This window comes from Edaphosphingomonas haloaromaticamans (assembly GCF_001853345.1).
Taxonomy (GTDB): Bacteria; Pseudomonadota; Alphaproteobacteria; order Sphingomonadales; family Sphingomonadaceae; genus Sphingomonas_E; species Sphingomonas_E fennica.
This window is the reverse complement of record NZ_MIPT01000001.1, coordinates 4,296,683-4,321,330: the sequence shown is the minus strand read 5'-3', so window position 1 is coordinate 4,321,330 and position 24,648 is coordinate 4,296,683. Positions and strand designations below refer to the sequence as shown.

At 68.5% G+C, this 24,648-nt stretch carries 26 protein-coding genes (1 of these 26 running past the window's edge); 15 read left to right on the top strand and 11 right to left on the bottom strand.

Translation table 11 applies throughout. The features are described from left to right. The first annotated feature begins 90 nt into the window (after nucleotides 1-90). From sufC to BHE75_RS20080, 8 genes are all read left to right on the top strand, one after another. Nucleotides 91-834, top strand: a complete 744-nt coding sequence (gene sufC / locus BHE75_RS20115) for a Fe-S cluster assembly ATPase SufC (protein WP_015458486.1) — start codon at nucleotides 91-93, stop codon at nucleotides 832-834. Then, the gene (locus BHE75_RS20110; protein WP_070935049.1) at nucleotides 831-1,583 is read left to right on the top strand and encodes a SufD family Fe-S cluster assembly protein; all 753 of its coding nucleotides are present in this window, start codon (nucleotides 831-833) and stop codon (nucleotides 1,581-1,583) included. The genes sufC and BHE75_RS20110 overlap by 4 nt, the downstream gene beginning before the upstream one ends. After that, nucleotides 1,580-2,794, top strand: a complete 1,215-nt coding sequence (locus tag BHE75_RS20105; RefSeq protein WP_070935047.1) for a cysteine desulfurase — start codon at nucleotides 1,580-1,582, stop codon at nucleotides 2,792-2,794. Before BHE75_RS20110 ends, BHE75_RS20105 begins: the two co-directional genes overlap by 4 nt. Then, on the top strand, nucleotides 2,791-3,276 hold the full coding sequence (locus BHE75_RS20100) for an SUF system Fe-S cluster assembly protein (protein ID WP_070935045.1): 486 nt from the start codon (nucleotides 2,791-2,793) through the stop codon (nucleotides 3,274-3,276). Before BHE75_RS20105 ends, BHE75_RS20100 begins: the two co-directional genes overlap by 4 nt. Next, the gene (locus tag BHE75_RS20095) at nucleotides 3,276-3,635 is read left to right on the top strand and encodes a HesB/IscA family protein (RefSeq protein WP_070935043.1); all 360 of its coding nucleotides are present in this window, start codon (nucleotides 3,276-3,278) and stop codon (nucleotides 3,633-3,635) included. The genes BHE75_RS20100 and BHE75_RS20095 overlap by 1 nt, the downstream gene beginning before the upstream one ends. Before the next feature lie 229 nt (nucleotides 3,636-3,864). After that, on the top strand, nucleotides 3,865-4,536 hold the full coding sequence (locus tag BHE75_RS20090) for a pyrimidine 5'-nucleotidase (RefSeq protein ID WP_015458481.1): 672 nt from the start codon (nucleotides 3,865-3,867) through the stop codon (nucleotides 4,534-4,536). After that, the gene (gene dapD, locus BHE75_RS20085) at nucleotides 4,533-5,369 is read left to right on the top strand and encodes a 2,3,4,5-tetrahydropyridine-2,6-dicarboxylate N-succinyltransferase (protein WP_070935041.1); all 837 of its coding nucleotides are present in this window, start codon (nucleotides 4,533-4,535) and stop codon (nucleotides 5,367-5,369) included. The genes BHE75_RS20090 and dapD overlap by 4 nt, the downstream gene beginning before the upstream one ends. A 140-nt stretch (nucleotides 5,370-5,509) precedes the next feature. After that, nucleotides 5,510-6,142 carry a glutathione S-transferase family protein gene (locus BHE75_RS20080; protein WP_015458479.1) on the top strand — a complete coding sequence of 211 codons (633 nt, stop codon included), beginning with the start codon at nucleotides 5,510-5,512 and terminating at the stop codon, nucleotides 6,140-6,142. An 11-nt stretch (nucleotides 6,143-6,153) separates the two neighbouring features. On the opposite strand, the gene hrpB is transcribed toward BHE75_RS20080, so the two are convergent. Both hrpB and BHE75_RS20070 read right to left on the bottom strand, forming a co-directional pair. Beyond that, nucleotides 6,154-8,682, bottom strand: a complete 2,529-nt coding sequence (gene hrpB, locus BHE75_RS20075) for an ATP-dependent helicase HrpB (protein ID WP_070935039.1) — start codon at nucleotides 8,680-8,682, stop codon at nucleotides 6,154-6,156. A gap of 86 nt (nucleotides 8,683-8,768) precedes the next feature. Continuing rightward, nucleotides 8,769-10,337: a lysine--tRNA ligase gene (locus tag BHE75_RS20070; protein ID WP_070935037.1), complete on the bottom strand. Its 1,569-nt coding sequence runs from the start codon at nucleotides 10,335-10,337 to the stop codon at nucleotides 8,769-8,771. Between the two features lie 102 nt (nucleotides 10,338-10,439). On the opposite strand from BHE75_RS20070, the gene BHE75_RS20065 reads away from it, so the two are divergent. The 4 genes from BHE75_RS20065 to BHE75_RS20050 all read left to right on the top strand — a co-directional run bounded on the left by BHE75_RS20065 (nucleotide 10,440) and on the right by BHE75_RS20050 (nucleotide 15,662). After that, on the top strand, nucleotides 10,440-11,021 hold the full coding sequence (locus tag BHE75_RS20065; RefSeq protein WP_070935035.1) for a hypothetical protein: 582 nt from the start codon (nucleotides 10,440-10,442) through the stop codon (nucleotides 11,019-11,021). Between the two features lie 15 nt (nucleotides 11,022-11,036). Continuing rightward, nucleotides 11,037-12,038 (top strand): histidine phosphatase family protein, encoded by a 1,002-nt coding sequence (locus tag BHE75_RS25095; protein WP_139181790.1) that lies wholly within the window; start codon nucleotides 11,037-11,039, stop codon nucleotides 12,036-12,038. A 322-nt stretch (nucleotides 12,039-12,360) separates the two neighbouring features. Next, on the top strand, nucleotides 12,361-15,120 hold the full coding sequence (locus tag BHE75_RS20055; protein ID WP_070935031.1) for an ATP-dependent DNA helicase: 2,760 nt from the start codon (nucleotides 12,361-12,363) through the stop codon (nucleotides 15,118-15,120). Beyond that, the gene (locus BHE75_RS20050; RefSeq protein ID WP_070935030.1) at nucleotides 15,117-15,662 is read left to right on the top strand and encodes a SixA phosphatase family protein; all 546 of its coding nucleotides are present in this window, start codon (nucleotides 15,117-15,119) and stop codon (nucleotides 15,660-15,662) included. The genes BHE75_RS20055 and BHE75_RS20050 overlap by 4 nt, the downstream gene beginning before the upstream one ends. A 2-nt stretch (nucleotides 15,663-15,664) precedes the next feature. Here BHE75_RS20050 and BHE75_RS20045 read toward each other — a convergent pair whose 3' ends face one another. Then, the gene (locus tag BHE75_RS20045) at nucleotides 15,665-16,144 is read right to left on the bottom strand and encodes a hypothetical protein (RefSeq protein ID WP_254684565.1); all 480 of its coding nucleotides are present in this window, start codon (nucleotides 16,142-16,144) and stop codon (nucleotides 15,665-15,667) included. A 71-nt stretch (nucleotides 16,145-16,215) separates the two neighbouring features. Next, a complete protein-coding gene (locus tag BHE75_RS20040) occupies nucleotides 16,216-16,500 on the bottom strand; it encodes a chorismate mutase (RefSeq protein ID WP_070936192.1) in 285 nt (94 codons plus the stop codon). A gap of 106 nt (nucleotides 16,501-16,606) precedes the next feature. On the opposite strand from BHE75_RS20040, the gene BHE75_RS20035 reads away from it, so the two are divergent. Continuing rightward, a complete protein-coding gene (locus BHE75_RS20035) occupies nucleotides 16,607-17,620 on the top strand; it encodes a polyprenyl synthetase family protein (protein ID WP_015458470.1) in 1,014 nt (337 codons plus the stop codon). A gap of 191 nt (nucleotides 17,621-17,811) precedes the next feature. On the opposite strand, the gene BHE75_RS20030 is transcribed toward BHE75_RS20035, so the two are convergent. After that, on the bottom strand, nucleotides 17,812-18,297 hold the full coding sequence (locus tag BHE75_RS20030; RefSeq protein ID WP_070935028.1) for a GNAT family N-acetyltransferase: 486 nt from the start codon (nucleotides 18,295-18,297) through the stop codon (nucleotides 17,812-17,814). Between the two features lie 158 nt (nucleotides 18,298-18,455). Between BHE75_RS20030 and BHE75_RS20025 the strand changes: the two genes are divergently transcribed. Next, the gene (locus BHE75_RS20025; RefSeq protein WP_070935025.1) at nucleotides 18,456-18,704 is read left to right on the top strand and encodes a hypothetical protein; all 249 of its coding nucleotides are present in this window, start codon (nucleotides 18,456-18,458) and stop codon (nucleotides 18,702-18,704) included. 348 nt (nucleotides 18,705-19,052) lie between these two features. Here the strand turns inward: BHE75_RS20025 and BHE75_RS20020 are convergent, their stop codons facing one another. The 4 genes from BHE75_RS20020 to BHE75_RS20005 all read right to left on the bottom strand — a co-directional run bounded on the left by BHE75_RS20020 (nucleotide 19,053) and on the right by BHE75_RS20005 (nucleotide 23,207). After that, the gene (locus tag BHE75_RS20020) at nucleotides 19,053-20,891 is read right to left on the bottom strand and encodes a DUF885 domain-containing protein (RefSeq protein WP_070935023.1); all 1,839 of its coding nucleotides are present in this window, start codon (nucleotides 20,889-20,891) and stop codon (nucleotides 19,053-19,055) included. Nucleotides 20,892-20,994: 103 nt separating this feature from the next. Further along, nucleotides 20,995-21,426 carry an RcnB family protein gene (locus tag BHE75_RS20015; RefSeq protein WP_070936190.1) on the bottom strand — a complete coding sequence of 144 codons (432 nt, stop codon included), beginning with the start codon at nucleotides 21,424-21,426 and terminating at the stop codon, nucleotides 20,995-20,997. A 219-nt stretch (nucleotides 21,427-21,645) separates the two neighbouring features. Next, on the bottom strand, nucleotides 21,646-22,533 hold the full coding sequence (locus BHE75_RS20010) for an RcnB family protein (protein WP_139181789.1): 888 nt from the start codon (nucleotides 22,531-22,533) through the stop codon (nucleotides 21,646-21,648). A 119-nt stretch (nucleotides 22,534-22,652) separates the two neighbouring features. Beyond that, nucleotides 22,653-23,207 (bottom strand): (2Fe-2S)-binding protein, encoded by a 555-nt coding sequence (locus tag BHE75_RS20005; RefSeq protein ID WP_070935021.1) that lies wholly within the window; start codon nucleotides 23,205-23,207, stop codon nucleotides 22,653-22,655. Between the two features lie 168 nt (nucleotides 23,208-23,375). Between BHE75_RS20005 and BHE75_RS20000 the strand changes: the two genes are divergently transcribed. Further along, nucleotides 23,376-24,164, top strand: a complete 789-nt coding sequence (locus BHE75_RS20000; protein ID WP_070935019.1) for a DODA-type extradiol aromatic ring-opening family dioxygenase — start codon at nucleotides 23,376-23,378, stop codon at nucleotides 24,162-24,164. A gap of 15 nt (nucleotides 24,165-24,179) precedes the next feature. On the opposite strand, the gene BHE75_RS19995 is transcribed toward BHE75_RS20000, so the two are convergent. Both BHE75_RS19995 and BHE75_RS19990 read right to left on the bottom strand, forming a co-directional pair. Further along, nucleotides 24,180-24,572 (bottom strand): acyl-CoA thioesterase, encoded by a 393-nt coding sequence (locus BHE75_RS19995; protein ID WP_070935017.1) that lies wholly within the window; start codon nucleotides 24,570-24,572, stop codon nucleotides 24,180-24,182. Next, nucleotides 24,569-24,648, bottom strand: partial view of a hypothetical protein gene (locus BHE75_RS19990; protein WP_070936186.1) — the final stretch only. 208 nt of this gene lie beyond the right edge of the window; the window shows 80 of its 288 coding nt (coding positions 209-288); its start codon lies beyond the right edge, outside the window; the stop codon is at nucleotides 24,569-24,571. The genes BHE75_RS19995 and BHE75_RS19990 overlap by 4 nt, the downstream gene beginning before the upstream one ends.

Below are 24,648 nucleotides of genomic sequence, written 5' to 3'. Positions count from 1 at the left end.
GCTCTTCGTCATCCCCGCGAAGGCGGGGATCCATAAACTCCAACGGCCGGGAATATGGATTCCCGCCTTCGCGGGAATGACGATTTAAAGATGTTGCAGATCAATAACCTCCACGCCGAAGTCGACGGCAAGCCGATCCTCAAGGGCCTCTCGCTCAGCATCAATGCGGGCGAGGTCCATGCGATCATGGGGCCGAACGGCGCGGGCAAGTCGACGCTTTCCTACGTCCTCGCCGGCCGCCCCGGCTATGAGGTGACGGAGGGCACCGCCACGCTCGACGGGCAGGATCTGCTGGCGCTTGATCCGCACGAGCGCGCCGCCGCCGGCCTGTTCCTGGGCTTCCAATATCCGGTCGAGATTCCCGGCGTCTCCAACCTCCAGTTCCTGCGCACCGCGCTCAACGCCCAGCGCAAGAGCCGGGGCGAGGCGGAGCTTTCGGGCGCCGAGTTCCTGAAGGTCGCGCGCGCGCAGGCGCAGGCGCTCGGCCTCGACATGGAGATGCTGAAGCGCCCGGTGAACGTCGGCTTTTCGGGCGGCGAGAAGAAGCGCAACGAGATGGTGCAGATGGGCATCATCGATCCGAAGATGGCCATCCTCGACGAAACCGACAGCGGCCTCGACATCGATGCGCTGCGCGTGATCGGCGACGGCATCAACCGCATCATGCGGAAGGACGACAAGGCCGTGCTGCTCATCACCCATTATCAGCGCCTGCTCGATTATGTCCGGCCGGATTTCGTCCACGTCCTCGCCAATGGCCGCATCGTCCGTTCGGGCGGGCCGGAACTCGCGCTGGAGCTGGAGCGCGAAGGCTATGGAGCGATCGCGGCGTGACCGCGCTGGCCCTCCCCACCGCGAGGCAGGAGGCCTGGCGCTACAGCGACCTGGAGGCCGTCGCCGCCGTCTGGCCGGTGCCGCCGGCCGAGCGGATCAATGTCGCCGCCGGTGAAAGCGCCGTGCGCATCGTCGCGCCGCAGGCCGGGGCGGATGGCGTGGTGATCGCGGATTATGCCGTCGATATCGCCGCCGGCGGAACCTGCGCTTTCTTCATCCTGAACATCGCCGGCCGGCTGGGCCGCATCGCCATCGACGTGACCCTGCACGACGGCGCCCATTTCGAGTTGGGCGGCGCGATCGTCGGCGGCGCGGGGCAGACGCTGGAGATCGTCACCACCGTCAACCATGTCGAGCCCAACGCCACCAGCAACCAGGTGGTGCGATCGGTGCTGGCCGGAACCGCCACCGGCAGCTTCCTCGGCAAGGTCGCCGTCGCGCGCGATGCGCAGAAGACGGATGCCAGCCAGTCGGTGAAGGCGATGCTGCTCGATCGCACCGCCACCGCCAACGCCAAGCCGGAGCTGGAGATCTTCGCCGACGACGTGAAGTGCGCCCATGGCGCCACCGTCGGCGAGCTTGACCGGCAGGCGCTCTTCTACCTCGAAAGCCGCGGGCTCCCGCCTGCCGAGGCCAAGGCGCTGCTGCTGCAGGCCTTCGTCGCCGGCGCCTTCGTCGCGCTGGAGGATGATGCCGCGCGCGCCGATCTGGAAGCGAAGGCGCTCGCCGCGCTGGAGGCGCTGCTGTGACCGCGCTCGCCGATGCCCGCCCGCTCGACTGGCTCGCCGATTTCCCGGCGATCCCGGAAGGCTGGGCCTATCTCGATACCGCCGCCACCGCGCAGAAGCCCAAGATGGTGATCGATGCGATCGCCCGGGCCTATGGCGAAACCTATGCCACCGTCCATCGCGGCGTCTATCAGCGCTCGGCGGACATGACGGTCGCGTTCGAGGCCGCGCGCCAGCGGGTCGCCCGCTTCATCGGCGCGGGTTCGGCGGACGAGATCGTGTTCGTGCGCGGCGCCACCGAAGGCATCAACCTCGTGGCGCAGAGCTGGGGCGGCACCCACCTGAAGGCGGGTGACCGCATCCTGCTTTCCACGCTGGAGCATCATTCCAACATCGTGCCGTGGCAACAGCTGCGCGATCGCGTGGGCGTGGAGATCGATGTCGCCCCGCTCACCGCCGATGGCCGGATCGATCTCGATGCCGTGGCGGCGATGCTCACCCCCGCGCACAAGCTGTTGGCGCTGGCCCATGTCTCGAACGTGCTCGGTTCGGTGCTGGATGTCCGCCGCGCGGCGGCGCTGGCGCACGATGTCGGCGCGCGGCTGCTGGTCGACGGCTGCCAGGCGGTGCCGCGCCTCGCGGTGGACGTGGCGGCGCTCGACTGCGATTTCTACGTCTTTTCCGGTCACAAGCTCTACGGCCCCACGGGCATCGGCGTGCTGTGGGCGAAGGCCGACATCCTCGAATCCATGCCCCCCTGGCAGGGCGGCGGATCGATGATCGACAAGGTCAGCTTCGAACGCACCACCTATGCGCCGCCGCCGGCCCGGTTCGAGGCGGGAACCCCGCATGTCGTGGGCGTCGTCGGCATCCATGCCGCGATCGATTATGTCGATGCGATCGGCCTGGCCGCGATCCACGCGCACGAAGCCGCGCTGGTGAAGGCCACGCGGGAAGCCTTGTCCGGCATCAACAGCGTGCGGCTGTTCGGGCCGGAGGATTCGGCCGGCATCGTCAGTTTCGCAGTGGAAGGGGTGCATCCCCACGATGTCGGCACCATATTGGACGAGGCGTATGTCGCCATCCGTGCCGGGCATCATTGCGCCCAGCCGCTGATGGAGCATCTGGGCGTGCCCGCCACGGCACGCGCCAGCTTCGGCGTCTATAACGGGCTCGCGGATGTGGCGGCGCTCGCCAACGGTATCGAACGGGTGACGAGAATATTCGGATGAACGAGGAAACGAAGATCCGCACCGAGGAAGTGAGCGCCGTGGCGCCGGCGCCGCGCGCGCGCGTCGAGGATGCGCTGGACGATGCGCCGCCCGCCGCCGATGCCGCGGCCGATCGCCCGCGCGATTATCTGGACGGCTTCCTCGCCCAGAAGCCCGTGCCCCAGGGCGCGGGCGAGCCCGGCGGGGAGATTTACGAGGGCGTCATCGCCGCGCTCAAGGAAATCTACGATCCCGAGATTCCGGTGAACATCTACGATCTCGGCCTCATCTACGGCGTGGATGTCGATGCCGGCCATGTCGTCGTCACCATGACGCTCACCACGCCCCATTGCCCCGTGGCCGAATCCATGCCGGGCGAGGTGGAGCTGCGCGTCGGCTCCGTGCCCGGCGTCGGCGTGGCGGAGGTCAACCTCGTCTGGGACCCGCCATGGGACCCGCAGAAAATGTCGGACGAAGCCAAGCTCGAACTGGGGATGCTGTGATGAGCACGACTACCGCCACCCGCGTCCGCCCCGCCGCGATCATCCTGACGCCGTCGGCCGAGCAGCGCATCGCCGATCTGATGGCCCGCGCCCCCGAAGGCGCCGTGGGCGTCAAGCTCTCCACGCCGCGCCGCGGCTGCTCGGGCCTCGCTTATTCGGTCGATTACGTCACCGAAGCCGATCCCTTCGACGAGAAGATCGTGACGCCGGGCGGCGATTTCTACGTCGACGGCGGCTCGATCCTCTACCTCATCGGATCGACGATGGACTGGGTGGAGAATGATTTCACCGCCGGCTTCGTCTTCCAGAACCCGAACGCCAAGGGCGCCTGCGGCTGCGGCGAGAGCTTTACCGTCTAGGCGGGGCCGCATTGCCCGTTCGCTCCGGGCGACCTGCCTCGACTTCGCTCCACACGAACGGCGGGATTTCGGTGGCCATCCCGTCATCCTGACGAAAGTCAGATCCATTACCGCAACGCCCGCGATGGCAGCGTTGCGGCCATGATGCTGAATCAGGTTCGGCAGGACGAGGTCGTTTGCGCTCGAACGCCGGTTGCCCCCACCGGCACCCCTCGCTAGACCGCGCGCCATGCTGCCCGCGCTCGCCCATGTCGATTGCTGGATCTTCGATCTGGACAATACGCTCTATCCGGCGTCGGCCGATCTGTTCGCGCGGATCGACGTGCGCATGGGCCAGTTCGTCCAGAACCTCCTCGGCGTCGACCCGGTGGAGGCGCACCGCATCCAGAAAAGCTATTTCGTCGAGCATGGCACCACCCTCAACGGGCTGATGGCGCGCCATGGGATCGAGCCGCGCGAATTCCTGGATTTCGTTCACGATATCGAGATGGACGCGCTGGCCGAGGATCGCCGGCTGGTCGAGGCGCTGGCCCGGCTGCCGGGGCGCAAGCTCGTCTTCACCAATGGCGACCATGCCTATGCGCGCCGCGTGCTGGGCCGGCTGGGCCTGTCGGAAAGCTTCGAGGCGATCCACGATATCCACGCTTGCGCCTATCGGCCCAAGCCCGATCCGGCGAGCTACGATGCGATGTGCGCGGCGCTGAACGTCGCGCCGCGGACGGCCTTGTTCGTGGAGGACATGGCCCGCAACCTCAAGCCCGCCAAGGCGCTGGGGATGAAGACGGTGTGGGTGAACAACGGATCGGATCATGGCGATCACGGCCATGATCCCGATTATATCGATTATGAGATCGCCGAGGTCGGCGAATGGCTGGAAGAGATATTGGGGACGAAGATATGAGCGATCTGGCGCAGACGATCGAAGCCGCGTGGGAAGTCCGCGACACGCTGGGTTTCGATACGAAGGGCGATGTGCGCACCGCCGTGGATGCGGCGCTGGCCCAGCTCGACGCCGGCACCGCGCGCGTGGCGGAGACGGTGGATGGCGAGGTCATCGTCCACCAGTGGCTGAAGAAGGCGGTGCTGCTCTCCTTCCGCCTCAACGACAATGCGCTCATCACCGGCGCGCCGGGCGAGGCGAGCTGGTGGGACAAGGTGCCCAGCAAATTTTCCGGCTGGGGCGAGGCGGAATATCGCGCCGCCGGCTTCCGCTCGGTGCCCGGCGCGGTCGTCCGCCGGGGCGCCTTCATCGGCAAGGGCGCGGTGCTGATGCCCAGCTTCGTCAATATCGGCGCCTATGTCGGCGAAGGCACGATGGTCGATACCTGGGCGACGGTGGGCAGCTGCGCGCAGATCGGCCGCAACGTCCATCTTTCGGGCGGCGCCGGTATCGGCGGCGTGCTGGAACCGCTGCAGGCCAATCCGGTGGTGATCGGCGACGGCGCCTTCATCGGCGCGCGCGCGGAAGTGGCCGAAGGCGTGATCGTGGGCGAGGGGGCGGTGCTCTCGATGGGCGTCTATCTCGGCGCCTCGACCAAGATCGTCGATCGCGCGACGGGCGAGGTGTTCGTCGGCCGCGTGCCCGATTATGCGGTCGTTGTCCCCGGATCGCTGCCCGGCAAGCCGCTGCCGGATGGCACGCCCGGCCCGTCGCTCTATTGCGCGGTGATCGTGAAGCGGGTGGATGCGCAGACCCGCGCCAAGACCGGCATCAACGAGCTGCTGCGGGATTGATCGCCCGCCTTTCGTGACGCTTTTTCCCTCCTTCGCCCGGCGCCCGCCACGATTCGGCTTGGGGCGCCGGGCGGGCCGTGCCTAGACTGGCGGACCGGTCGGCTCCGCGAAGGGGCGGGTTGCGGGAGGGGGAAGCCGCCATGGCGCAGATCGTCGTCCATCATCTCGAAAATTCGAAGTCGCAGCGCATCGTCTGGCTGCTTGAGGAGCTGGAGCTGCCTTATGATATCGTCCGCTACCAGCGGATGATGGGCGCTGCGCCGCCGGAAATGACGAAGGTCCACCCGCTCGGCAAGGCGCCGTCGGTGGAGATAGACGGCGTGGCGATGGCCGAATCCGCCGCCATCATCCAATATGTGCTGCTGCGCTACGGCCGGGGCCGCCTCGCCCCCGCGCCGGATTCGCCGGATTATGCGAAATTCCTGGAACTGCTGCACTATCCCGAATCCTCGCTGGCGCTGCGCACGCTGCTGCCCTTGTTCATCCGCCTGTTCGGCGTCAGCGCGCCGATGCTGGAAGGCTATGCGGCGCACGGCCTGGGCGTGCAGCTCGACTATCTCGATGCCCTGCTTGCCGGGCGCGACTATCTGATCGGCGATGGTTTCACCGCCGCCGATCTCCAGCTCACCCACGAGCTGCAATTCCTGAAGGCGCAGGGCCAGATCGAGGATCGCCCTGCGCTCACCGCCTTCGTCGCCCGCATGGAAGCCCGCCCCGCCTGGCAACGCGCCGTCGCACGCGGCGGCCCGTTCAGCCTCGCTTTCGGGGCGTAATCCCGCCGGTCCTACCGCCCGCTCGCTTTCTTGGTCCGCAGCGTCGGATCGGCGCCGGCCGGATCGTCGGGCCAGGGATGGCGGGGGTATCGGCCGCGCATCTCCTTGGCGACGGCCGCCCAGCTCCCCGCCCAGAAGCCCGGCAGGTCGCGCGTCGTCTGGATCGGCCGGCCGGCGGGCGAGGTGAGGCGCAGCACCAGCGGCACGCGGCCGTCGGCCAGCATCGGGTGGCGGGTGAGGCCGAACAGCGCCTGCGGCCGCAGTTCCACCGCCGGCCCGCCGTCCGCCGCATAGTCGATCGCGTGGCTCGATCCGGCGGGCGTCGCCAGCCGCGCGGGCGCCAGCCGGTCGATCGCGCGCCCGCCCTCCCAGCCCAGGATATTCTCCAGCGCCTGCGCAAGGTCGCCGGGGTTCACCGCGTCCAGCCTCCGCCGGCCCGCCGCGATCGGCGCCAGCCATTCGTCGATCGCCGCGATCAGCGCCGCGTCCGACAGGTCGGGAATCGAGGCGTCGTGGGTCCGGGCGAAGGCCGCGCGCTGCCGCAGCGCCACCGCGCTTTCGGGCCAGGGCAGCAGGCCCAGGCCGTGCTGCCGCACCCCTTCCACCAGCGCCGCGGCCACGGCGTCCCGGTCCGGCGCGTCGTCCGGCCCGCCGCCCAGCCGCACCGCGCCCAGCCGCCGCTCGCGCCGGGCGATCACGCCGCCGGTCGCGGGATCGAAGCGCACGTCGCGCACCATCGCGATCCGGTCGGCAAACAGCGCCTCGATATCGGCCAGCTCGATCGCGGCGGCGGAAAGGATGCGCGCGCCCGCCGCCGACCCTTGCGTCTCCGCCACCGCCAGCCATTCGCCGCGCGCCAGCGGCGACAGCGGATCGAGCCGGAAGCCCCGCCCGCCGACGGCGATCCAATTCTCCCCCGATGCATCGCGCCTGCGCGCCACCCGATCGGGAAAGGCCAGCGCGACGCAGGCGGCCAGCGCATTCTCTCGCTCCGCTTCGGGGAGAGGGGACGGCCGCCCCGAATGGCGTGCAGGCGGATAGGGGCTTTCCTTCTCCCCCTCCTCTTCCGGAAGAGGGGAGGGCTGCTGAACGAGGCGTCGCCACCGTTTCGCCAGCCCGCGCGCGCCCTCGGCCCGCTTGCCGCGCTCGCCCCGCCAGCGGCGCAGCCTCAGCTCGAGGTCGGCGTCGTTGCCGCCCAGCCCGCGTTCGGACAGCAGCACCGCCACCTCGGCCGCGACATCCGCCCAGCCGCGCGCCTTCGCCTCCACCAGCATATGGGCCAGGCGCGGCGGCAGCGGCAGCGCGGCGATCGCCTTGCCGTGGGGCGTCGGCCGGCCGTCCCCGTCGATCGCGCCCAGCACGGCGAGCCGCGCCCGTGCTTCGGCCACGGCGGCGGCGGGCGGCGGATCGATCCAGCGCAGCGCGGCCGGATCGGTCACGCCCCAGTTCGCGCAGTCCAGCAGCAGGGCGGAAAGGTCCGCCTCCAATATCTCAGGCGGGTCGAAGCGGGGCAGGCCGGCGGTCGCCGCTTCCTCCCACAGGCGATAGGCGGTGCCCGGCCCCTGCCGCGCGGCGCGGCCGGCGCGCTGCGTGGCGGCCGCCTGGCTCACCCGCTCGGTCGAAAGCCGGGTCACGCCCGCGGCCCGGTCATAGCGCGGCCGCCGGGCCAGCCCGGAATCGACGACGATGCGTACGCCGTCCAGGGTCAGGCTGGTCTCGGCGATGCTCGTCGCCAGCACCACCTTGCGGATGCCCGGCGGCGGCGCGGCGATGGCGGCGCGCTGTTCGGCCGGTTCCAGCGTGCCGTGCAGCCGGTGGATCGCGATATCGGCCGGCAGTCCCGCCAGCCGCTCCGCCGTCCGCTCGATCTCCGCCACGCCCGGCAGGAAGGCCAGCAGGCTGCCCTCTTCATCCGCCAGCGCGCGGCGGATGGCGGCCGCCATCTCGTCCTCGATCCGTGCCTCCGCCCGCCGGCCGATATGGCGCAGCGTCAGGGGCCAGCTCCGCCCCTCGCTCTCGATCACGGGCGCGTCGTCCATCAACGCGGCGAAGCGCGCGCCGTCCAGCGTGGCGGACATCGCCACCAGCCTGAGGTCGGGCCGCAGCGCGCCCTGCGCATCCAGCGCCAGCGCCAGGCCGAAATCGCTGTCCAGGCTGCGTTCGTGCACCTCGTCGAACAGCACGGCCGAAACGCCGGCCAGCTCGGGATCGGCCTGGATGCGGTTGCGGAAGATGCCCTCGGTCAGCACCAGGATGCGCGTCGCCGACGACTGCTTCGAATCCATCCGCGTGGCATAGCCGATGGTGCGGCCCACCGGCTCGCCCGCCAGCGCCGCCATCCGCTCGGCCGCCGCGCGCGCGGCCAGCCGGCGGGGCGACAGCAGCAGGATCTGTCCGTCGCACCACGCCTCGCCGAGCAGCGCCGGCGCCACCGCCGTCGTCTTGCCCGCGCCCGGCGGCGCCACCAGCACGGCGGACGACCGCGCGCGCAGCGCCGCCAGCAGATCGGGCAGCACGGCGTGGATCGGAAGATCGGTCACGCCGGCGTCTTCCTGCCGATATGTCCGGGTGATCGGGCCGGTGCCGCCTTGAAAATGTGCTGAAAGCGCATTTTCAAACGCGCCTGTCAGGCCAGCGCCTCGGCGATCAGCCGGCGGCTGTTGGCGACGCCGTAAAGCTTGATGAAGCTGCCCATGCGCGGCCCCTGGCTCGATCCCAGCAGGGTTTCGTAGAGCGCCTTGAACCAGTCGCGCAGCGCCTCCTTGCCGAAATGCGCCTTGCCGATCTCATAGACCTCGTTCTGGATCGCCTCGGCATCGGCATCCTCGCCCAGCGCCGCCAGCTTGTCGTCCAGCTCCTTCAGCGCGGCAGCCTCCTTCGCGTCGGGCTTGCGGCGGACCAGGGTGGGCGCCACGAAATCGCGGTGATAGGCCAGCGCGTGGCCGATCAGCCGGGCGAGTTCGGGATAGGCCTCCGCGCTCGCATCGGGCACGTAATTGGCCAGATAGCCCCAGACCTGCGCCTCGTCCGCCTCGCCCAGCACGCCGACGAGGTTCAGCAGCAGGCCGAAGCTGATCGGCAGGGTCGCCGCCGGCACCTGGCCGTTGTGGATATGGTGCACCGGATTGCCCAGCTTCTGCTCGATCGGCTGGGCGGGGTAGGCGGCGCGGAACTGCCGGTAATCGTCCACCGCGCGCGGGATCACGCCCATGTGGAGCGACTTCGCCTTCTTCGGCTCGCGATAGGCGTAGAAGGCCAGGCTCTCCTCCGGCCCGTAGGTCAGCCACTGCTCGAGGCTCAGGCCATTGCCCTTGGACTTGGAGATCTTCTCCCCCTTCTCGTCCAGGAACATCTCGTAATTGAAGCCCTCGGGCGGCCGCACGCCCAGCACGCGGGCGATCTTGCCCGATTGCGTCACCGAATCGATCAGGTCCTTGCCGGCCATCTCGTAATCGACGCCCAGCGCCACCCAGCGCATCGCCCAGTCGACCTTCCACTGCAGCTTGGCCTTGCCGCCGAGGATGGACTGGACCACCGTCTCGCCCTCATCCTCGAACCGCACCAGCCCCTGCTCGGCGTCCACCACCTCCACCGGCACCTGCAGCACGATGCCGCTCTTCTCGCTGATCGGCAGCACGGGGGAATAGGTCGCCTGCCGCTCCTTGCGCAGCGTCGGCAGCATCACGCCCATGATCGCGTCATAATGGCGCAGGATATCCTTCAGCGCCGCATCGAACCGGCCGGACGTGTAGCATTCGGTGGCGGACAGGAATTCATATTCGAAGCCGAAACGATCCAAGAAATCGCGCAGCATCGCATTGTTGTGATGGGCGAAGCTTTCGAACTTGCCGAACGGGTCGGGCACCTGGGTCAGGGGCTTGCCCAGATGCGCGCGCAGCATCTCCTGGTTGGGCACGTTGTCCGGCACCTTGCGCAGGCCGTCCATGTCGTCCGAAAAGGCGATCAGCCGGGTCGGCACGTCGGACAGCGCCTCGAAGGCGTGGCGCACCATCGTCGTGCGCAGCACCTCGTTGAAGGTGCCGATATGCGGCAGGCCCGACGGGCCATATCCGGTCTCGAACAGCACATAGCCCTTCTCCGGCGCGCCGTCCGGATATCGCTTCAGCAGCTTGCGGGCTTCCTCGAAGGGCCAGGCCTTGCTGTCGAGGGCGGCTGCGCGGAGGTCGTTTGCCATGTGTTCCCGTGTCGTTTAGGTGTTTGGAGGACGCCTTAGAGCGATTCCGCCCCGGATGGAAAGCCGAAGGGCGCGCAATCGGGGCGGGAAGCGGGGTGCCCGATGCGGACCGTGGAACCGGAAATCCTTTCAGCCGATGCCGCGCTGCCCGTGTTCTATGCGCGGCGGATCGATCCGGTTCCCGAACGCAGGCTCTATGTCGCGCGGCCGGGGCTCCGGGCGATGCCCTCGGGCAGCCTCATCATGGCCGGCTGCCTGCTGCTCCAGCTCTGGACGCTTACCTTCCTCCTCTGGGCGATGTGGTGGCCGGCGCCGCAGACGCCGCGTCTCCTCGCTTTCGCGGTCGGCGGCACCGTCACGCTCGCCTTGCTGGTGCTGCTCGTCATCCTCCTGCTGCTCCGCCGCTATCCGGGCTTCCTGCTCGGCGTCGCCCGCGCGCCCTTCATCCGGCTGACCGTCACCGACCGGCGCGTGGTGTGGAGCCTGCCCTGGCAGCGTTACCCGCTGATGGAGATCGGCCGCGAGCGCATCCTTGGTGGCATATTGGGCGCGGTCGATCGGCGCGGCTGCGGCAATGCGGCGATGATCATGGTCCATGGCGATCCCGCCGCCGATATCGACGGCAACATCCATTTCGATCGCCTGCCCGACGTCGAAAAATTCGTGGCGGCGCTGGCGCGGTAGGATCTGAGGGGCCGTTTGGAAATTCGCTTTTCGCGGATTTCGGCACGGCCCCGCAAATCCGGTGAAACCGGATTTGCCGAAAAGTCTCTCAGAGTCCGCAAATCCGAAAAAGCGGATTATCAAAACAATCCCTGGCGGCGGTCGCGGCAATTCCCAATTGAAGCGCCGTTAACCATCCCATACGCAGGTTTCCCGAAGCCCAGAACAACAACAGAGAGGAAGCCGATGTCGAAAATCACGATCATCGCCGCACTTCTGATTGCGGCGATGCAGGGGGCGGCCGCAAACGCGGCATCTTTCCTTTTCATCCGCCATGCCGAAAGCACGGCGAACGCCGGCACCGCCACTACTGTTGAAGAGATGCTCGATCCGCCGCTCACTGCCCTGGGGCAGCAGCAGGCGCTCGATCTGGCCGATGTTCTGGCCGGCTATAATATCACGACCATTTATACGAGCGCCTACCAGCGCACGCAGCAGACCATCGCGCCCACCGCCGCCCATTTCGGCCTGACGCCCACCGCCGACGCCCGCACCAACGAATGGTATGTCGGCGATGTCGAGCTTGGTGGCCCGGCCGTGGATTATCTGAGCATCATCGGCCGCTGGGCGATGGGGGATACCGCCGCCAAGGCCGATCTGCCCAATGCGGAATCGCTGGATGACATGGTCGCCCGCGTGCTGCCGGCGTGGCAGGAGATGATCGCCGCCCACAAGGATGAGGACGGGGTCGTGGCCATCGTCGGGCACGGGGCCGAAATCGGCTTTGTCATGTCCTATTTCGCCCAGAATGTCAGCTCGGGCTTCGCCTTCTCGCATGGCCTGGACAATACCGGCATCGTCGAGCTCGAGATCGTGAACGACAAGCCCTACGTGACCAGCTGGCAGGGCATCGCCCTCCCGGTCCCGGCCTCGGTTCCTGAACCGGCGACCTGGCTGATGCTGCTGGTCGGCTTCGGCGCGATCGGCGCCGCGATCCGCTCGGGACAAGCGCAGCGGCTTCGCGCCCGGATCGCATAAGGCGCGGGCGCCCTCGACAATCCCGTCGACAGGCTTTGGGATATCCGGCGGACGGGGGGCCTGTCGACGGGGATGCGGGGAATTGCCCGCAACAGATGTTCTCCCTCAACGTCGTATCAGGCCCCAATGTCATGCCAGCGCAGCCTGGGCATCGCATCGGGCCTGGCATGGCCTCTCGGCGGCATGATCGGACGGGTTGATCGTCAGCGACGCCAGCCTGCGCTGGCGTGACGCGGGGATAAGCAACAACCCCCCATCCCGTCCGCAACCGATCCGCAAGCTGGCCGTTCCCCTCCCGTTCCCGTGGCGCTAAGGAGGGTCCGTGTCCACCCCGCTTCCCTGGCCCGCCATCCACGCCACCCATGGCGGCATCTGGATCGCCACCCCCGACGGCGCCGTCCGCAGCGTCGGCCGGGGGGAGGCGATCGCGCTGGCGGCGGAGACCCCGGCGGTGCTGCTCAACGCGCCCGTCACCGCCACCCGGCTGGGCTATGGCGAGCTTTCCGGCCTCGACCTGCTCGAACTCTTCGCCTTCGTCCATCCCGCCCGCTTCGTCGTGCCCACGCCCGCCGGCATGGCCCGCGCGCTGGGGCTGGAGCCGCCGGCGGACGATGCGGCCGCCGCGCCCTTCCTGCTGCGCGCCGCCGCCGCCTTGCTCGATCGGCTGGGCGATGCCGGCTGGGCGGAGCGCGAGGGCGGCTGGACGGCGGCGCAGGCCATGTTCCGCCTGCGCTGGCCCTGGGCGGCCGCCGCCGTCGAACGGATCGACCGGCCCGAACGCGCCGAACGCTGGCTGTTCTCGAAGCTTCCCGAATGGGAGGAGGCAGCGCCCCGCCCGCAGCCCCGGCCGCTGGTGCTGGCCGATGCCGAAACCGATGACGCGCTGGCCCGGCTGGTGGGATCGGGCGCCGAGCCGCGCGAGGGCCAGCGCCTCTATGCGGAAGCCGCGGCGCGTGTCTTCGATCCCCGCCGCGCGGAAGGCCGGCCCAACATGCTGCTGGCCGAAGCCGGCACCGGCATCGGCAAGACGCTGGGCTATCTGGCACCGGCCTCGCTCTGGGCGGCGGAAGCCGGCGGCACCGTCTGGGTTTCCACCTATACCAAGGCGCTCCAGCGCCAGCTCGATCGCGAAACCGCGCGCATCTTCCCGCATCCCGCCGATCGCGCGCGCCGGGTGGTGGTGCGCAAGGGGCGGGAAAATTATCTCTGCCTGCTCAATCTGGAGGATGCGCTGCAGGGCGGCTTCCAGGGGCGGGCGGCGATCCTCGCCCAGCTCGTCGCGCGCTGGGCGGCCTATAGCCGCGACGGCGATATGGTGGGCGGCGATCTGCCCGGCTGGCTCGTCACCCTGTTCCGCCGCGCCGGCTCCACCGCGCTCACCGACCGGCGCGGCGAATGCGTCTATGCCGGCTGCCCGCATTATCGAAAATGCTTCATCGAACGGTCGGCCCGCGCGGCCGAAGGGGCCGATCTCGTCATCGCCAACCATGCGCTGGTGATGATCCTGGCCACCCGCCGGCGGGAGGAAGGCCTGCCGCTCGCGCGGATGGTGTTCGACGAGGGGCATCATCTGTTCGATGCCGCCGATTCCACCTTCGCCACCGCGCTGACCGGGCAGGAGACGATCGAGCTTCGCCGCTGGATCGTCGGCCCCGAAGGCAAGTCGCGCGGGCGCAGGCGGGGCCTTTCCGCCCGCCTTTCCGATGTCGCTTCCTATGACGAGGAAGGCGCGCTGGCCATCGATGCGGCGGTGGAGGCAGCCTCCGCGCTGCCGGCCGATGGCTGGTTGGGCCGGCTGGGGGAAGGGCTGCCGCTCGGCCCGGTCGAACGGCTGCTCGCCGCGGTGCGCGACACCGTCTATGCCCGCGCGTCCGCGGCGGATGCGGGATACGGCCTGGAAACCGAGGCGGCGGAGCTCGATCCCGCGCTGATCGATGCCGCCGCTCCCGCCGCCCGCGCGCTGGAGGCGCTGGTCCGCCCGCTCGCCCGCCTGCGCCAGCGGCTGGAAGGCCTGCTGGAAGACGGGCCGGACTGGCTGGACGGCCCGGCCCGCGCGCGGATCGAAGGGGCCGTCGCCGGCCTTTCCAACCGCGGCCAGCTCCTCGCCGCCTGGGTGGCGCTGCTCGCGCGGATCGGCGGCCCGGTCGATCCCGATTATGTCGACTGGCTGGCCGTCGACCGGATCGAGGGGCGCGAATTCGACATCGGCCTCCACCGCCACTGGCTCGATCCCACCCGGCCGCTGGCCGAAACCGTGCTGAAGCCCGCGCACGGCGTGCTCGTCACCTCCGCCACCCTGCGCGGCGGGGAGGATTGGGCGGCCGCCGAAGCCCGCACGGGCGCCGTCCATCTCGATCAGGCGGTGCCCCGCTTCGAGGCGCCGAGCCCCTTCGACTATGCCGCCCGGGCCGAGGTGCTGATCGTCACCGATCTGAAGCGCGGCGATCTCGCCGGGCTGGGGCTGGCTTATGCCCGGCTGATCCAGGCGGCGGGCGGCGGCACGCTGGGCCTGTTCACCGCGATCCAGCGGCTGAAGGCGGTGCACGCCCGTATCGCCGATCGCCTCGCCCGCGAAGGGCTGCCGCTCTACGCCCAGCATGTCGATCCGATCGATACGGGCACGCTGGTCGATATCTTCCGCGATGATCGCCGCGCCTCGCTGCTCGGCACCGATGCGCTGCGCGACGGGGTGGACGTGCCGGGCGAATCGCTCCGGCTGGTGGTGATGGAAGGGGTGCCATGGCCGCGCCCCACCGTGCTCCATGCCGCGCGCCGCGCCGCCGGCGGCGGATCGGCGCATGACGATCGCGTCGTGCGGGCGCGGCTGGCGCAGGCCTTCGGCCGGCTGATCCGCCGCGCGGACGATCGCGGCGCCTTCGTGCTGCTGTCGGCGGCCACGCCGTCCCGCCTGCTCGATGCATTTCCGGCCGGCGTGCCGGTGCGGCGGCTCACGCTGGACGAAGCCGTCGCGCATGTCGCGGCGCTCAACGCATCCGCGCCCGCTAACCCTGTCGGCGCCTTTTCACCGCAACAAGTTTCCGGCATCAGCATGGAGCCGGAAGGGGATGTTGGAACGGAATGAAACGGCTGACGCTGCTGCGCCACGCGAAATCGGGCTGGGACGATCCCGTCGCCCGCGATTTCGATCGACCGCTCAATCCGCGCGGGTTCAAGGGCGCCCGGCTGATGGGCCGGCACATGCGCGATCTCGGCCTGCGTTACGATCTCGTCATCGCCTCGCCCGCCCTGCGTGTGGTCGAGACCCTGGACGGCCTGTGGGAAGGCTATGGCCGCTCGCTCCATGTCGAGCTCGACAAGCGCATCTACCTCGCGTCCGCCGCCACCCTGCTCGATGTCGTGCAGGAAGCGCCCGACGATGCCGATGCCCTGCTGCTCAGCGGGCATAATCCGGGGATGGAGGATCTGGTGCTGCTGCTGGTGCCCGATCGGCCGGACGATGCCGCGCGCGATCAGGTGGAGGAGAAGTTTCCCACCGCCGCGCTCGCGGAAATCCATATCGACGTCGATCATTGGGCCGATGTGAAGGCCGGCAGCGGCACGCTCGCCCGCTTCATCCGCCCGCGCGATCTCGATCCCGCGCTGGGCCCCGAGGCCCGGCGCTGATCTTACCGATATTCGTGTGTGACGTCGCGCTTCAGGCCGTGCAGGCGCACCGTGCGGCCGCCTTCGCAGATCGGTGCCGCCACCAGCCGCATCCACCGGCTCCTCCGGCGGGCGGGCAGGATCTCCACATCGATGGTGAAGCCGCGGCGGTGGCGGATGGCGTGCGCGCGCAGCCGCTCCATCGCCGCGCGCGAGGGTTCGCAATAAAGCGCCACGATCTCCGGCCGCAATAGCCCGGCCCCGCGCGGCAGGCCGAACAGGTCGTAGACGGTGGGCGACCAGCGGAGCCCGTTGTCGGCGAGATCGCACTGCCACACGCCGATGCCCCGCCGCTCGAAATGATCGGGATCGAGGACGACGTTCGTCGCCGGCCCCGCATCGTCCCGCAGCGTTCCCAGGTCAAACCGCTGCCCGGATTCGAAAAACGGCCAGCTATGGGTCAGCGGCAGGAGGTCGAGGGGCGTCGGCGGGGGCTTTTCCACAAGCAAGGGTTGAGCCTAAATCCGCCCGCTTAACAAGGCGTGATGCCGCGTTCCGGCAGCGTCCCCGGCCCTTATTCCGCCGCGCGCGCCTTTTCGTGGTGGCGGATCACCTCGTCGATGATGAAGCGCAGGAATTTTTCGGAAAAGTCCGGGTCCAGATTGGCCGATCGCGCCAGCGTCCGCAGCCGTTCGATCTGGGCCGATTCGCGGCCGGGGTCCGCCGGGGGCAGGCCGGCCTCGGCCTTGTAGCGGCCCACCGCCTGCGTGACCTTGAAGCGTTCGGCCAGCATGAAGACCAGCGCGGCATCGATATTGTCGATGCTTTCGCGATACCGCTTCAGCACGTCGTCTGACATCATTTTCCCTTCGGGCTCGGAACCGGCGCCCTTTTGTGGAGGTTCGGGCCTCTGTGCAACCCCGGGCGCTTGCCTTTACGGCCGCGCCGCGCCAAGGGCGCTTGTCATGACTGCTACCGTTACCCCCCTGCATCGCAAGGCCGCGCCCTCGCTGGAGCCGATGGTCCGTCTCGTCGAAGCCGATATGAAGCAGGTGAACGCGGTCATCCTCGATCGAATGCAGAGCGATGTGCCGCTGATCCCGGAACTGGCCGGCCACCTGATCGCGGGCGGGGGCAAGCGGATGCGGCCGATGCTGACGCTCGCCTGCGCCCGCCTGCTGGATTATGACGGCACGCGCCACCACAAGCTGGCCGCGTCGGTAGAATTCATCCACACCGCCACCCTGCTGCACGACGATGTCGTCGACGGATCGGGCCTGCGCCGGGGCAAGCGCACCGCCAACATGATCTGGGGCAATCCCGCCAGCGTGCTGGTCGGCGATTTCCTGTTCAGCCGCTCGTTCGAGCTGATGGTGGAGGATGGCAGCCTGCGCGTGCTGCGAATCCTGTCCAACGCATCGGCCGTGATCGCCGAGGGCGAGGTGAACCAGCTCACCGCCCAGCGCCGGATCGAAACCACCGAGGAACGCTATCTCGACATCATCGGCGCCAAGACGGCGGCGCTGTTCGCCGCGGCCTGCCGCATCGCCGCGGTGGTGGCGGAACGCGACGAAAGCGTGGAGCTGGCGCTCGACGCCTATGGCCGCAACCTCGGCATCGCCTTCCAGCTGATCGACGACGCGATCGACTATCTGTCGGACGGGGCGACGATGGGCAAGGACACGGGCGACGATTTCCGCGACGGCAAGGTCACACTGCCGGTGATCCTCGCCCATGCGCGGGGGTCCGACGAGGATCGCCAGTTCTGGCGCGATGCGATGGAAGGCCGGCGCGCCTCGGACGATGATCTCGCCCACGCCACCCGCCTGCTGCGCGAAACCGGCGCGCTGGACGATACCTTCGCCCGCGCCCGCATCTACGGCCAGCGCGCGGTCGATGCGCTGGGCGGGCTGGGCAGCGGCCATGCCCGCGCGGCGCTGGTCGAAGCGGTCGAGTTCGCGGTCGCCCGGGCTTATTGAATCGGCGGAAGGATAAGGCGGCCGATCCGGGAAAATCGCCGGGCGTCCCCTCCAAATCGTCATGCCGCAGGCCGGCATCGCCTCAAGGCTGGCCCAATTCCTTCATTCCCGCGAAGACGGGAATGAGATGCGGTGGAAGGCCGACCTTCCCGGCTACACGGGAGTGACCACTCGGCCGCCCGGGGTGCGGCCTAGAGCGTCTGGAACATCACCAGCGCATCGACATCACCGGCGGTCGGATGCCGGAAGGCGCCGGGCAGGCGGCCGACGATCTCGAACCCCATCTTCTGCCACAGGCCGACCGCGCGGACATTGGTGGAGACGACACAGTTGAACTGGATGGCGCGATACCCCTCCGCGCGCGCCTGATCGATCGAATGGGCGCACATCGCCCGCGCCACGCCCCGGCCGCCGGCGTCCTGCGCGGTCATGTAGCCGCAATTGGCGACATGGCCGCCGCCGCCGGCCTGATTGGCGCGCAGATAATAGGTGCCGAGGACGCGGCCTTCCGCCTCGGCAACGAACGTATGCCGGTCCCGCCCCAGCCAGTAAGCGAGCGCCTCCTCGCGGGCCATGTCGCGCGGCAGGGCGTAGGTTTCGCCCGCGCGCACGATCGGTTCGATAATGGCCCACAAGGCCGCCCCGTCGGCCGCCGTGGCCCGCCTGATCTGGATCATCCCGGCTATATGCCGTGCAAGATCATGGCCTTACAAGTCGTCCCATTTCGGGGCGGTTTTGCCGTCGTTTATCGCCCTGCAGGCACCGTTCGTAGAAAAACGCTCCCTCCTTCGCGCCCAGGACCTACTGCCGCAAGCGAAAGGGGCGGAAAATCGCATTGATACAGAATCTTATTGATAAGCGCGATCGGCCGGGCCGCTGGCGGACGGTGCGCGCCGTGCTGGAGCCGGCAGGGCAGGGCGCGGTGGGCGCCGAGCTGGTTCCCGCCTATCTTCTCGCGTGCGACATCCAGACGGCGTCGATCGAGCGCGAAGCCATCAGCGTCGCTGAGGCAGTGCGCTGGGCATCGGCTCAGCCCTGGCCGGTCGATCTCTACCTCCATGACGATGGGGCTGAGACGGCCTAAGCCAATCGCCATCAGGAGGGTGGTGGTTCGATCACGCCAGAGAATCGTCACCCTGCACTTGTTTCAGGGGCCACTTCTCCCCAATGCCGACAGCGTTTGTTGCACGATGGGCCCTGAAACGAGTGCAGGGTGACGACAAGCGATGGCCAAGATCATGGGCGCCGATCCAAGCCGTCATGCCGGTGCAGGCCGGCATCGCTGGCGGCAGAAGCTTCCTCACAGCAATCGAATCTGCCGCAAAACAAACCCCTCCCCGCCAGGGCGGGAGAGGGGCCTGCAAGTCCTTCGTTCGAAAGCGGTCCAGCCCGCCGCCCATGATAGGGCGGGGAGGGCCTCACCGCCCCCGGATCAGTTCGCCGCCTTCACGCTGGCGATCCAGCCGTCGATCTTCTTTTCCAGCACCGTCATCGGCAGCGCGCCGGTCATCAGGATCTGGGCGTGGAACTCGCGCGGATCGAACCTGGCGCCCAGTTCCGCCTGCGCCTTGGCCTTCAGGCGGGACATGGTGAGCTGGCCGATCTTGTAGGCCAGCGCCTGCCCCGGCCAGGCGATGTAGCGTTCGACCTCGGCGGTCGCGTCCGTCTCGCCCATGCCCGAATTGTCGAGCATGTATTTGATCGCCTGTTCGCGGGTCCAGCCCTTGGCGTGGATGCCGCTGTCGACCACCAGCCGCATCGCGCGCAGCATCTCGTCGTCCAGCCCGCCGAACCGCTCATAGGGATCGGTCTCCATGCCCAGCTCCTTCCAGAGCGTCTCGGCATAAAGGCCCCAGCCTTCGGCATAAGCGGTGTTGCCGCCATAGCGCATGAAGGCGGGCAGGCGATCATTCTCCTGCGCGAGGCTGATCTGGAAATGGTGCCCCGGCGCGCCCTCGTGGAGATAGAGCGTCTCCATCCCCGGCGTGGTGCGCGAAGGCAGGTCGTAGGTGTTGAAGTAGAATATGCCCGGCCGGTTCTTCGACGGGTCCTTGGGATCGTACATGCCCGGCTCGTAGGAACCGCCGGCCTGCGTCTTTTCGCGATAGGGCTCGTAATAGCGGATCTCGAGCGGGGTCTTCGGGATGGTCGAAAACTGCTCGGGGATGCGCGCGTCCACGCGCTTGCCGATCGCATAATAGCCGTCGACGAGCTGCTGCTTGGATTTCGGCTTGAACTTCGGATCGGTGCGCAGATGGTGGAAGAATTCCGCCAGCGTGCCCTTGAAGCCCACCTGCGTCTTGATCGCCTCCATCTGGCTCCGGATGCGCGCTACTTCGGAAAGGCCGAGCTGGTGCACATAATCCGGCGTCAGCGGCAGGGTGGTGAGCTGTTCGATCGCGGCGAGATAGACCTTGTCGCCGCCCTTCATCGCGCTGATGCCCACGGCCTCGCGCGCCACCGGCAGATATTCGTTCTTCAGGAAATCGCGCAGGCGGATATGGGCGGGGATCAGCTCGTCGCGGATGGTGGCGGCATAGGCCGTCTTCAGCCGGGCCTGGTCGGCGGCGGAAATGCCTTCGGGGAATTTCTTGACCGGGCCGTAGAAGGTCGATCCCTCCACCCCCAGGGCGATGATCTCGTCGAGCTGGTCGATCATGTTGCGGACAGTCATCTTCGACTGGACGACGCCCGATGCCATGCCCTGGCGGAAGCGCTCGATCGAACGATCCAGCAGCGCCACATATTCCTTGTGGCGCTTCAGGTTGTTCTCATAGTCCGCCAGCGTCTTGAACGGCGCCGCCCCCTGGCCCGAGGCGAAGCTGGGGTAGAAGGTGTGGAAGCCGGTGAAATGGTCGATCGGGCGCACCGCGGTCAGCGCCAGCATCTCCGGCGTCAGGTTCTTCAGCGTTTCCTGCGTCTGCCATTCGAACACGTCATAAGCGATCTGGTCGGTGGCATCGAGGCTGGCGCGGTCGATCGCGTGCAGGCGCTTCAGGTCGTCCTGGGCGGCGGCGCGCTCGGCATCGTAATAAGCGTCGCTCACATAATCGCCGAGATGATCGGCATAGCGCAGGTCGCCGCGGAAGATGGCGCTGATCGGGTTGCGCTTCAGGCTCGCCTCGTCGCTGGCGTGGAACAGCGCGTGGAGCTGATCGTGCGCGGACTGGCTCGCGGCGGCGACGGGGGCGGGGGACTGCGCCTCAGCGTTCGAGGGCAGGGCCGCGAGCAGCGAGACGGCGGAAGCGAGGAGAAGGTGACGAACGGCCATGCGTGGCTCCCTGTTAGGAGATATGTCGTCCGCTTTACGGGGGTAATACACCGGCCGCAAGCCGCCGGGAAGACGATGTCCCCCGGCGGCTGCCGCCGCCCGCTTACCAGAAGAAGGCGCGATGGGCCTCGATCACCCGGCCGGTGCGCACGTTCACCAGCAGCACGTCGTTGCCGTAGCGCACCCAGCGGTTGACGCCGGTCGGCTTCGGCAGCCGGTAGCGATAGGGATCGCTGATCACGTAGCGCGAGGCATAATAAGGCGCACCCAGACGGGCGCCGACGGCCACCGGGCGATAGACGTAGCCGCGCGGGCCGACATAGGTCGGACGGCGATAGACGTCGCGATGGTTGCGGCGATAATCCTGCCAGTCCTCGCGATATTCCCGCTTCGCGTCGCGCACGTCGTGCCTGTCGCCATAACGCTGCGCCATGCGGATATCCTGGCGATCCCGCTTCAGTTCGGCGGTCTGCGCCTGGGCGACCAGCGGCATGGCGGTGGCCGCGATCAGGGCCGAGATGATGAGCTTGCGCATGGGTCCGGTCTTTCCTCCAAGGTCCGCGGATCGATTGCCGTCCGCTTCCGATCCCCGCATTTCCATAGCGCGCGTGAACGGTGGAGGAATGTGATCGTCAGCTTCCATACAGAAACAAGGCGCTGGGAAGACTGGATTTTTCAAGACTGAAACATGATGACGAAACAGAAGGCCCGGCCTGCGCTGTGCAGGCCGGGCCTTCCCGGATATCCGCCTTGGTCAGCGCCAGAAGAAGCCGGGAATGACATCCTCGATCAGGCCGGTGGTGGTGTCGATCAGCAGCACGTCGTCATAATAGCGGACCCAGCGATAGGGGCCGTAGATAGGCGGCAGGCGATAATACCAGGGATCGCTGATCCAGTAGCTGCGGACATAATAGACCCCCGGCAGCCGGTAGCCCGGCGCCCAGCGGCGATAGCCGCCATGGCCGGCCGGGCCGTAATAGACGGGCAGGCGATAGATATAACGGTTGGACTGGCGATAATGCTGCCAGTCGTAGCGATTGTCGTTGCGCCACCCCTGCGACCAGCGGTTGCGGTTGTCCCATTGGTTGTCCCTGCGATCGCGATCCCTGCGGTCGTCCCATCGCTCGCGATTGTCCCAGCGATTGTCGCGGCCCGGCCGGTCGCGGTCGTTCCAGCTATTCCCGGGCCGGCCGTTCGTCGCATCGCGATCGCCATAGCGGATCGTGCGGTCGCGATAGCGGCTGTCGGCCGGCTGCGATCCGGGGCGTGTCCGGGGATCGGCCGACCAGCTATCGCCACGGCGGACGACGGCGCGGTCGCGGCCGTCTTCATTGCCCGAAAGGCCCGCGCGCTGCGGCGCCGGGCGCTGCGGGCCGCGCGCGCCCTCCGCGCCGTTGCCGCGGGCGATGGATCCGTTCCAGCGGGGCGACGCATTGGCCGAGGGGGTGGGGCGTGCCGTGTCGGGGCGCTGCGCGGGGCCTTCCATGCGGCCGCCCGGACGGCCGATATCGCCGCGCCCGCCGGCCTGCCCCTGCCAGCTCCGTCCCTGCGAACCCTGCCCGTGCCAGCCTTGCGATTGCGCCAGCGCCGGGGTCGCGGCGGTCGCGGCCAGCAGCAGCGCCACCAAAGTCCCACGCACCATGTCCATGCTCCTTGCCCAGGCGCACATCCGCGCCACCTTGGGGCACACCCTGGGCGAAGTCCACTGAGCGGAGGCTGAACCCCTTGGTCAGCGAATTGAAAGCTGCCGGATCTTTCCGCTCATTCCTTGCCGGCGGGCTTGGGCGGGGTGAGGGCGGGAATGGCGCGGGCGGCGTCCTCAGGATCGATTCCCGGCGGTGGCGCGGCGGCGATCGTCTCGCCCCCGGCGGCGACGCGCGCGGCATGGCGGATCGCGCGGCGGATGCGCGGATAGGTGCCGCAGCGGCAGATATTGGTGATCTCCGCATCGATGTCGGCATCGCTGGGGTTGGGATTCTTCTCCAGCATCGCCGCCACGGCCATGATGATGCCGGACTGGCAATAGCCGCATTGCGGCACGCTTTCGGCCACCCACGCCTGCTGCACGGGATGGCTGCGATCGCGCGACAGCGCCTCGATCGTCGTCACGAAGCTGCCTTCGATGGAGCCGATCGGCACCTGGCAGGATCGCACCGCCGCGCCGTCGAGATGGACGGTGCAGGCCCCGCACAGGCCCGCGCCGCAACCATATTTGGTGCCCGTCAGGTTCGATGCGTCGCGCAGCGCCCACAAGAGCGGGGTCTCGGGGTCCATACGATAATGGACCGGCTGGCCGTTCACCGTGAAGCGCGTCATGCCATCAGCGCATAAACGCTGCGGCTGCCGCTTGAAAGAGTGCTGCGGGCGATCGGCATGGCGCGCGCCGGCCCTTGCCAATGGCGCGGCGCATGCCATCTCCGTCGCCATGGCCGGCCATGACCCGACGGGCGGGTAGAGCGCGGCCCGCGAAGGATATGGAATCGGATGCGCCAACCCAGCTTCTTCATCCCCCATGGCGGAGGCCCCTGCTTCTTCATGGACGATCCCGCCGGCATGTGGACGCGCATGGAGGCGTTTCTCTGCGGCTTCGTCGCGGGCCTGCCGGAACGGCCGAAGGCGCTGCTCGTCGTCTCGGGCCATTGGGAGGAGGAGGCGTTCACCGTCCAGGATGGCGCGCGGCCGGGCCTGCTCTATGACTATTACGGCTTTCCGCCGCATACCTATCAGCTCCGCTGGGATGCGCCGGGCGCCCCCGATGTGGCGCGCCGCGCCGCCGGCTTGCTGGCCGATGCGGGATTCGCCACGGTCCGTGACGCCGAACGCGGCTGGGATCACGGCGTGTTCGTGCCGATGAAGGTCGCGGTGCCGGGGGCGGATATCCCGACGGCCCAGCTTTCGCTGCGCAAGGATCTCGATCCCGCCGCGCATATCGCCGCCGGCCGCGCGCTGGCGCCCTTGCGCGATGAAGGCGTGCTGATCGTCGGATCGGGGATGAGCTTCCACAATATGCGCGTGCGCAACGGCGACGCCACCGGCCCCGCCGACATCTTCGATGCCGCGCTGACCGCGGCCGTCACCGATCCCGATCCTGAGGCGCGCGCCCGGCGCCTTTCGGCGTGGAGCATGCTGCCGCATGCCCGCTTCGCGCATCCGCGCGAGGAGCATCTTATCCCGTTGATGGTCGCGGCCGGGGCCGGCGGGGATGATCCTGCGGCGCATGTGTTCGCCGATCATGTGATCGGCTGGAAGGTTTCCGGCTACCGCTTCGGCTGAAGCGCGGCCATCCGATCAGCGGGGAGGCAGGGCGCGCGGGCGGTGATTCTCGTCGAGCGCCACGAAGGTGAACAGTCCTTCCGTCACCTTCACCTCCTGCGCGCCGGCATCGCGCGTGGCGATCACCTCGATGCGGATGGCGAGCGAGGTGCGCCCGCGTCGCTCGACCTCGGCATAGACCGATATCAGATCGTGCAGCAGGATCGGCGCGATGAAGGCCATGGAATCGATGGCCACCGTGGCCGTCGCGCCCTTGGTCTCGCGATGGGCGACGATGCCGCCGGCGATATCCATCTGGCTCAGCACCCAGCCGCCGAAGATATGGCCGTTGGAATTGATGTCGCCGGGGCGCGGCACGACCCGCAATATCGGATCGCGCGGATGATGGGCCGAGGTCGCGTCGGTCATGGTCTGTCCTTCCTGCCGCCCACATCCTCGTCATGGCCCGATCCCGAGCTCATGAACACCAGCAGCATCAGGCCCG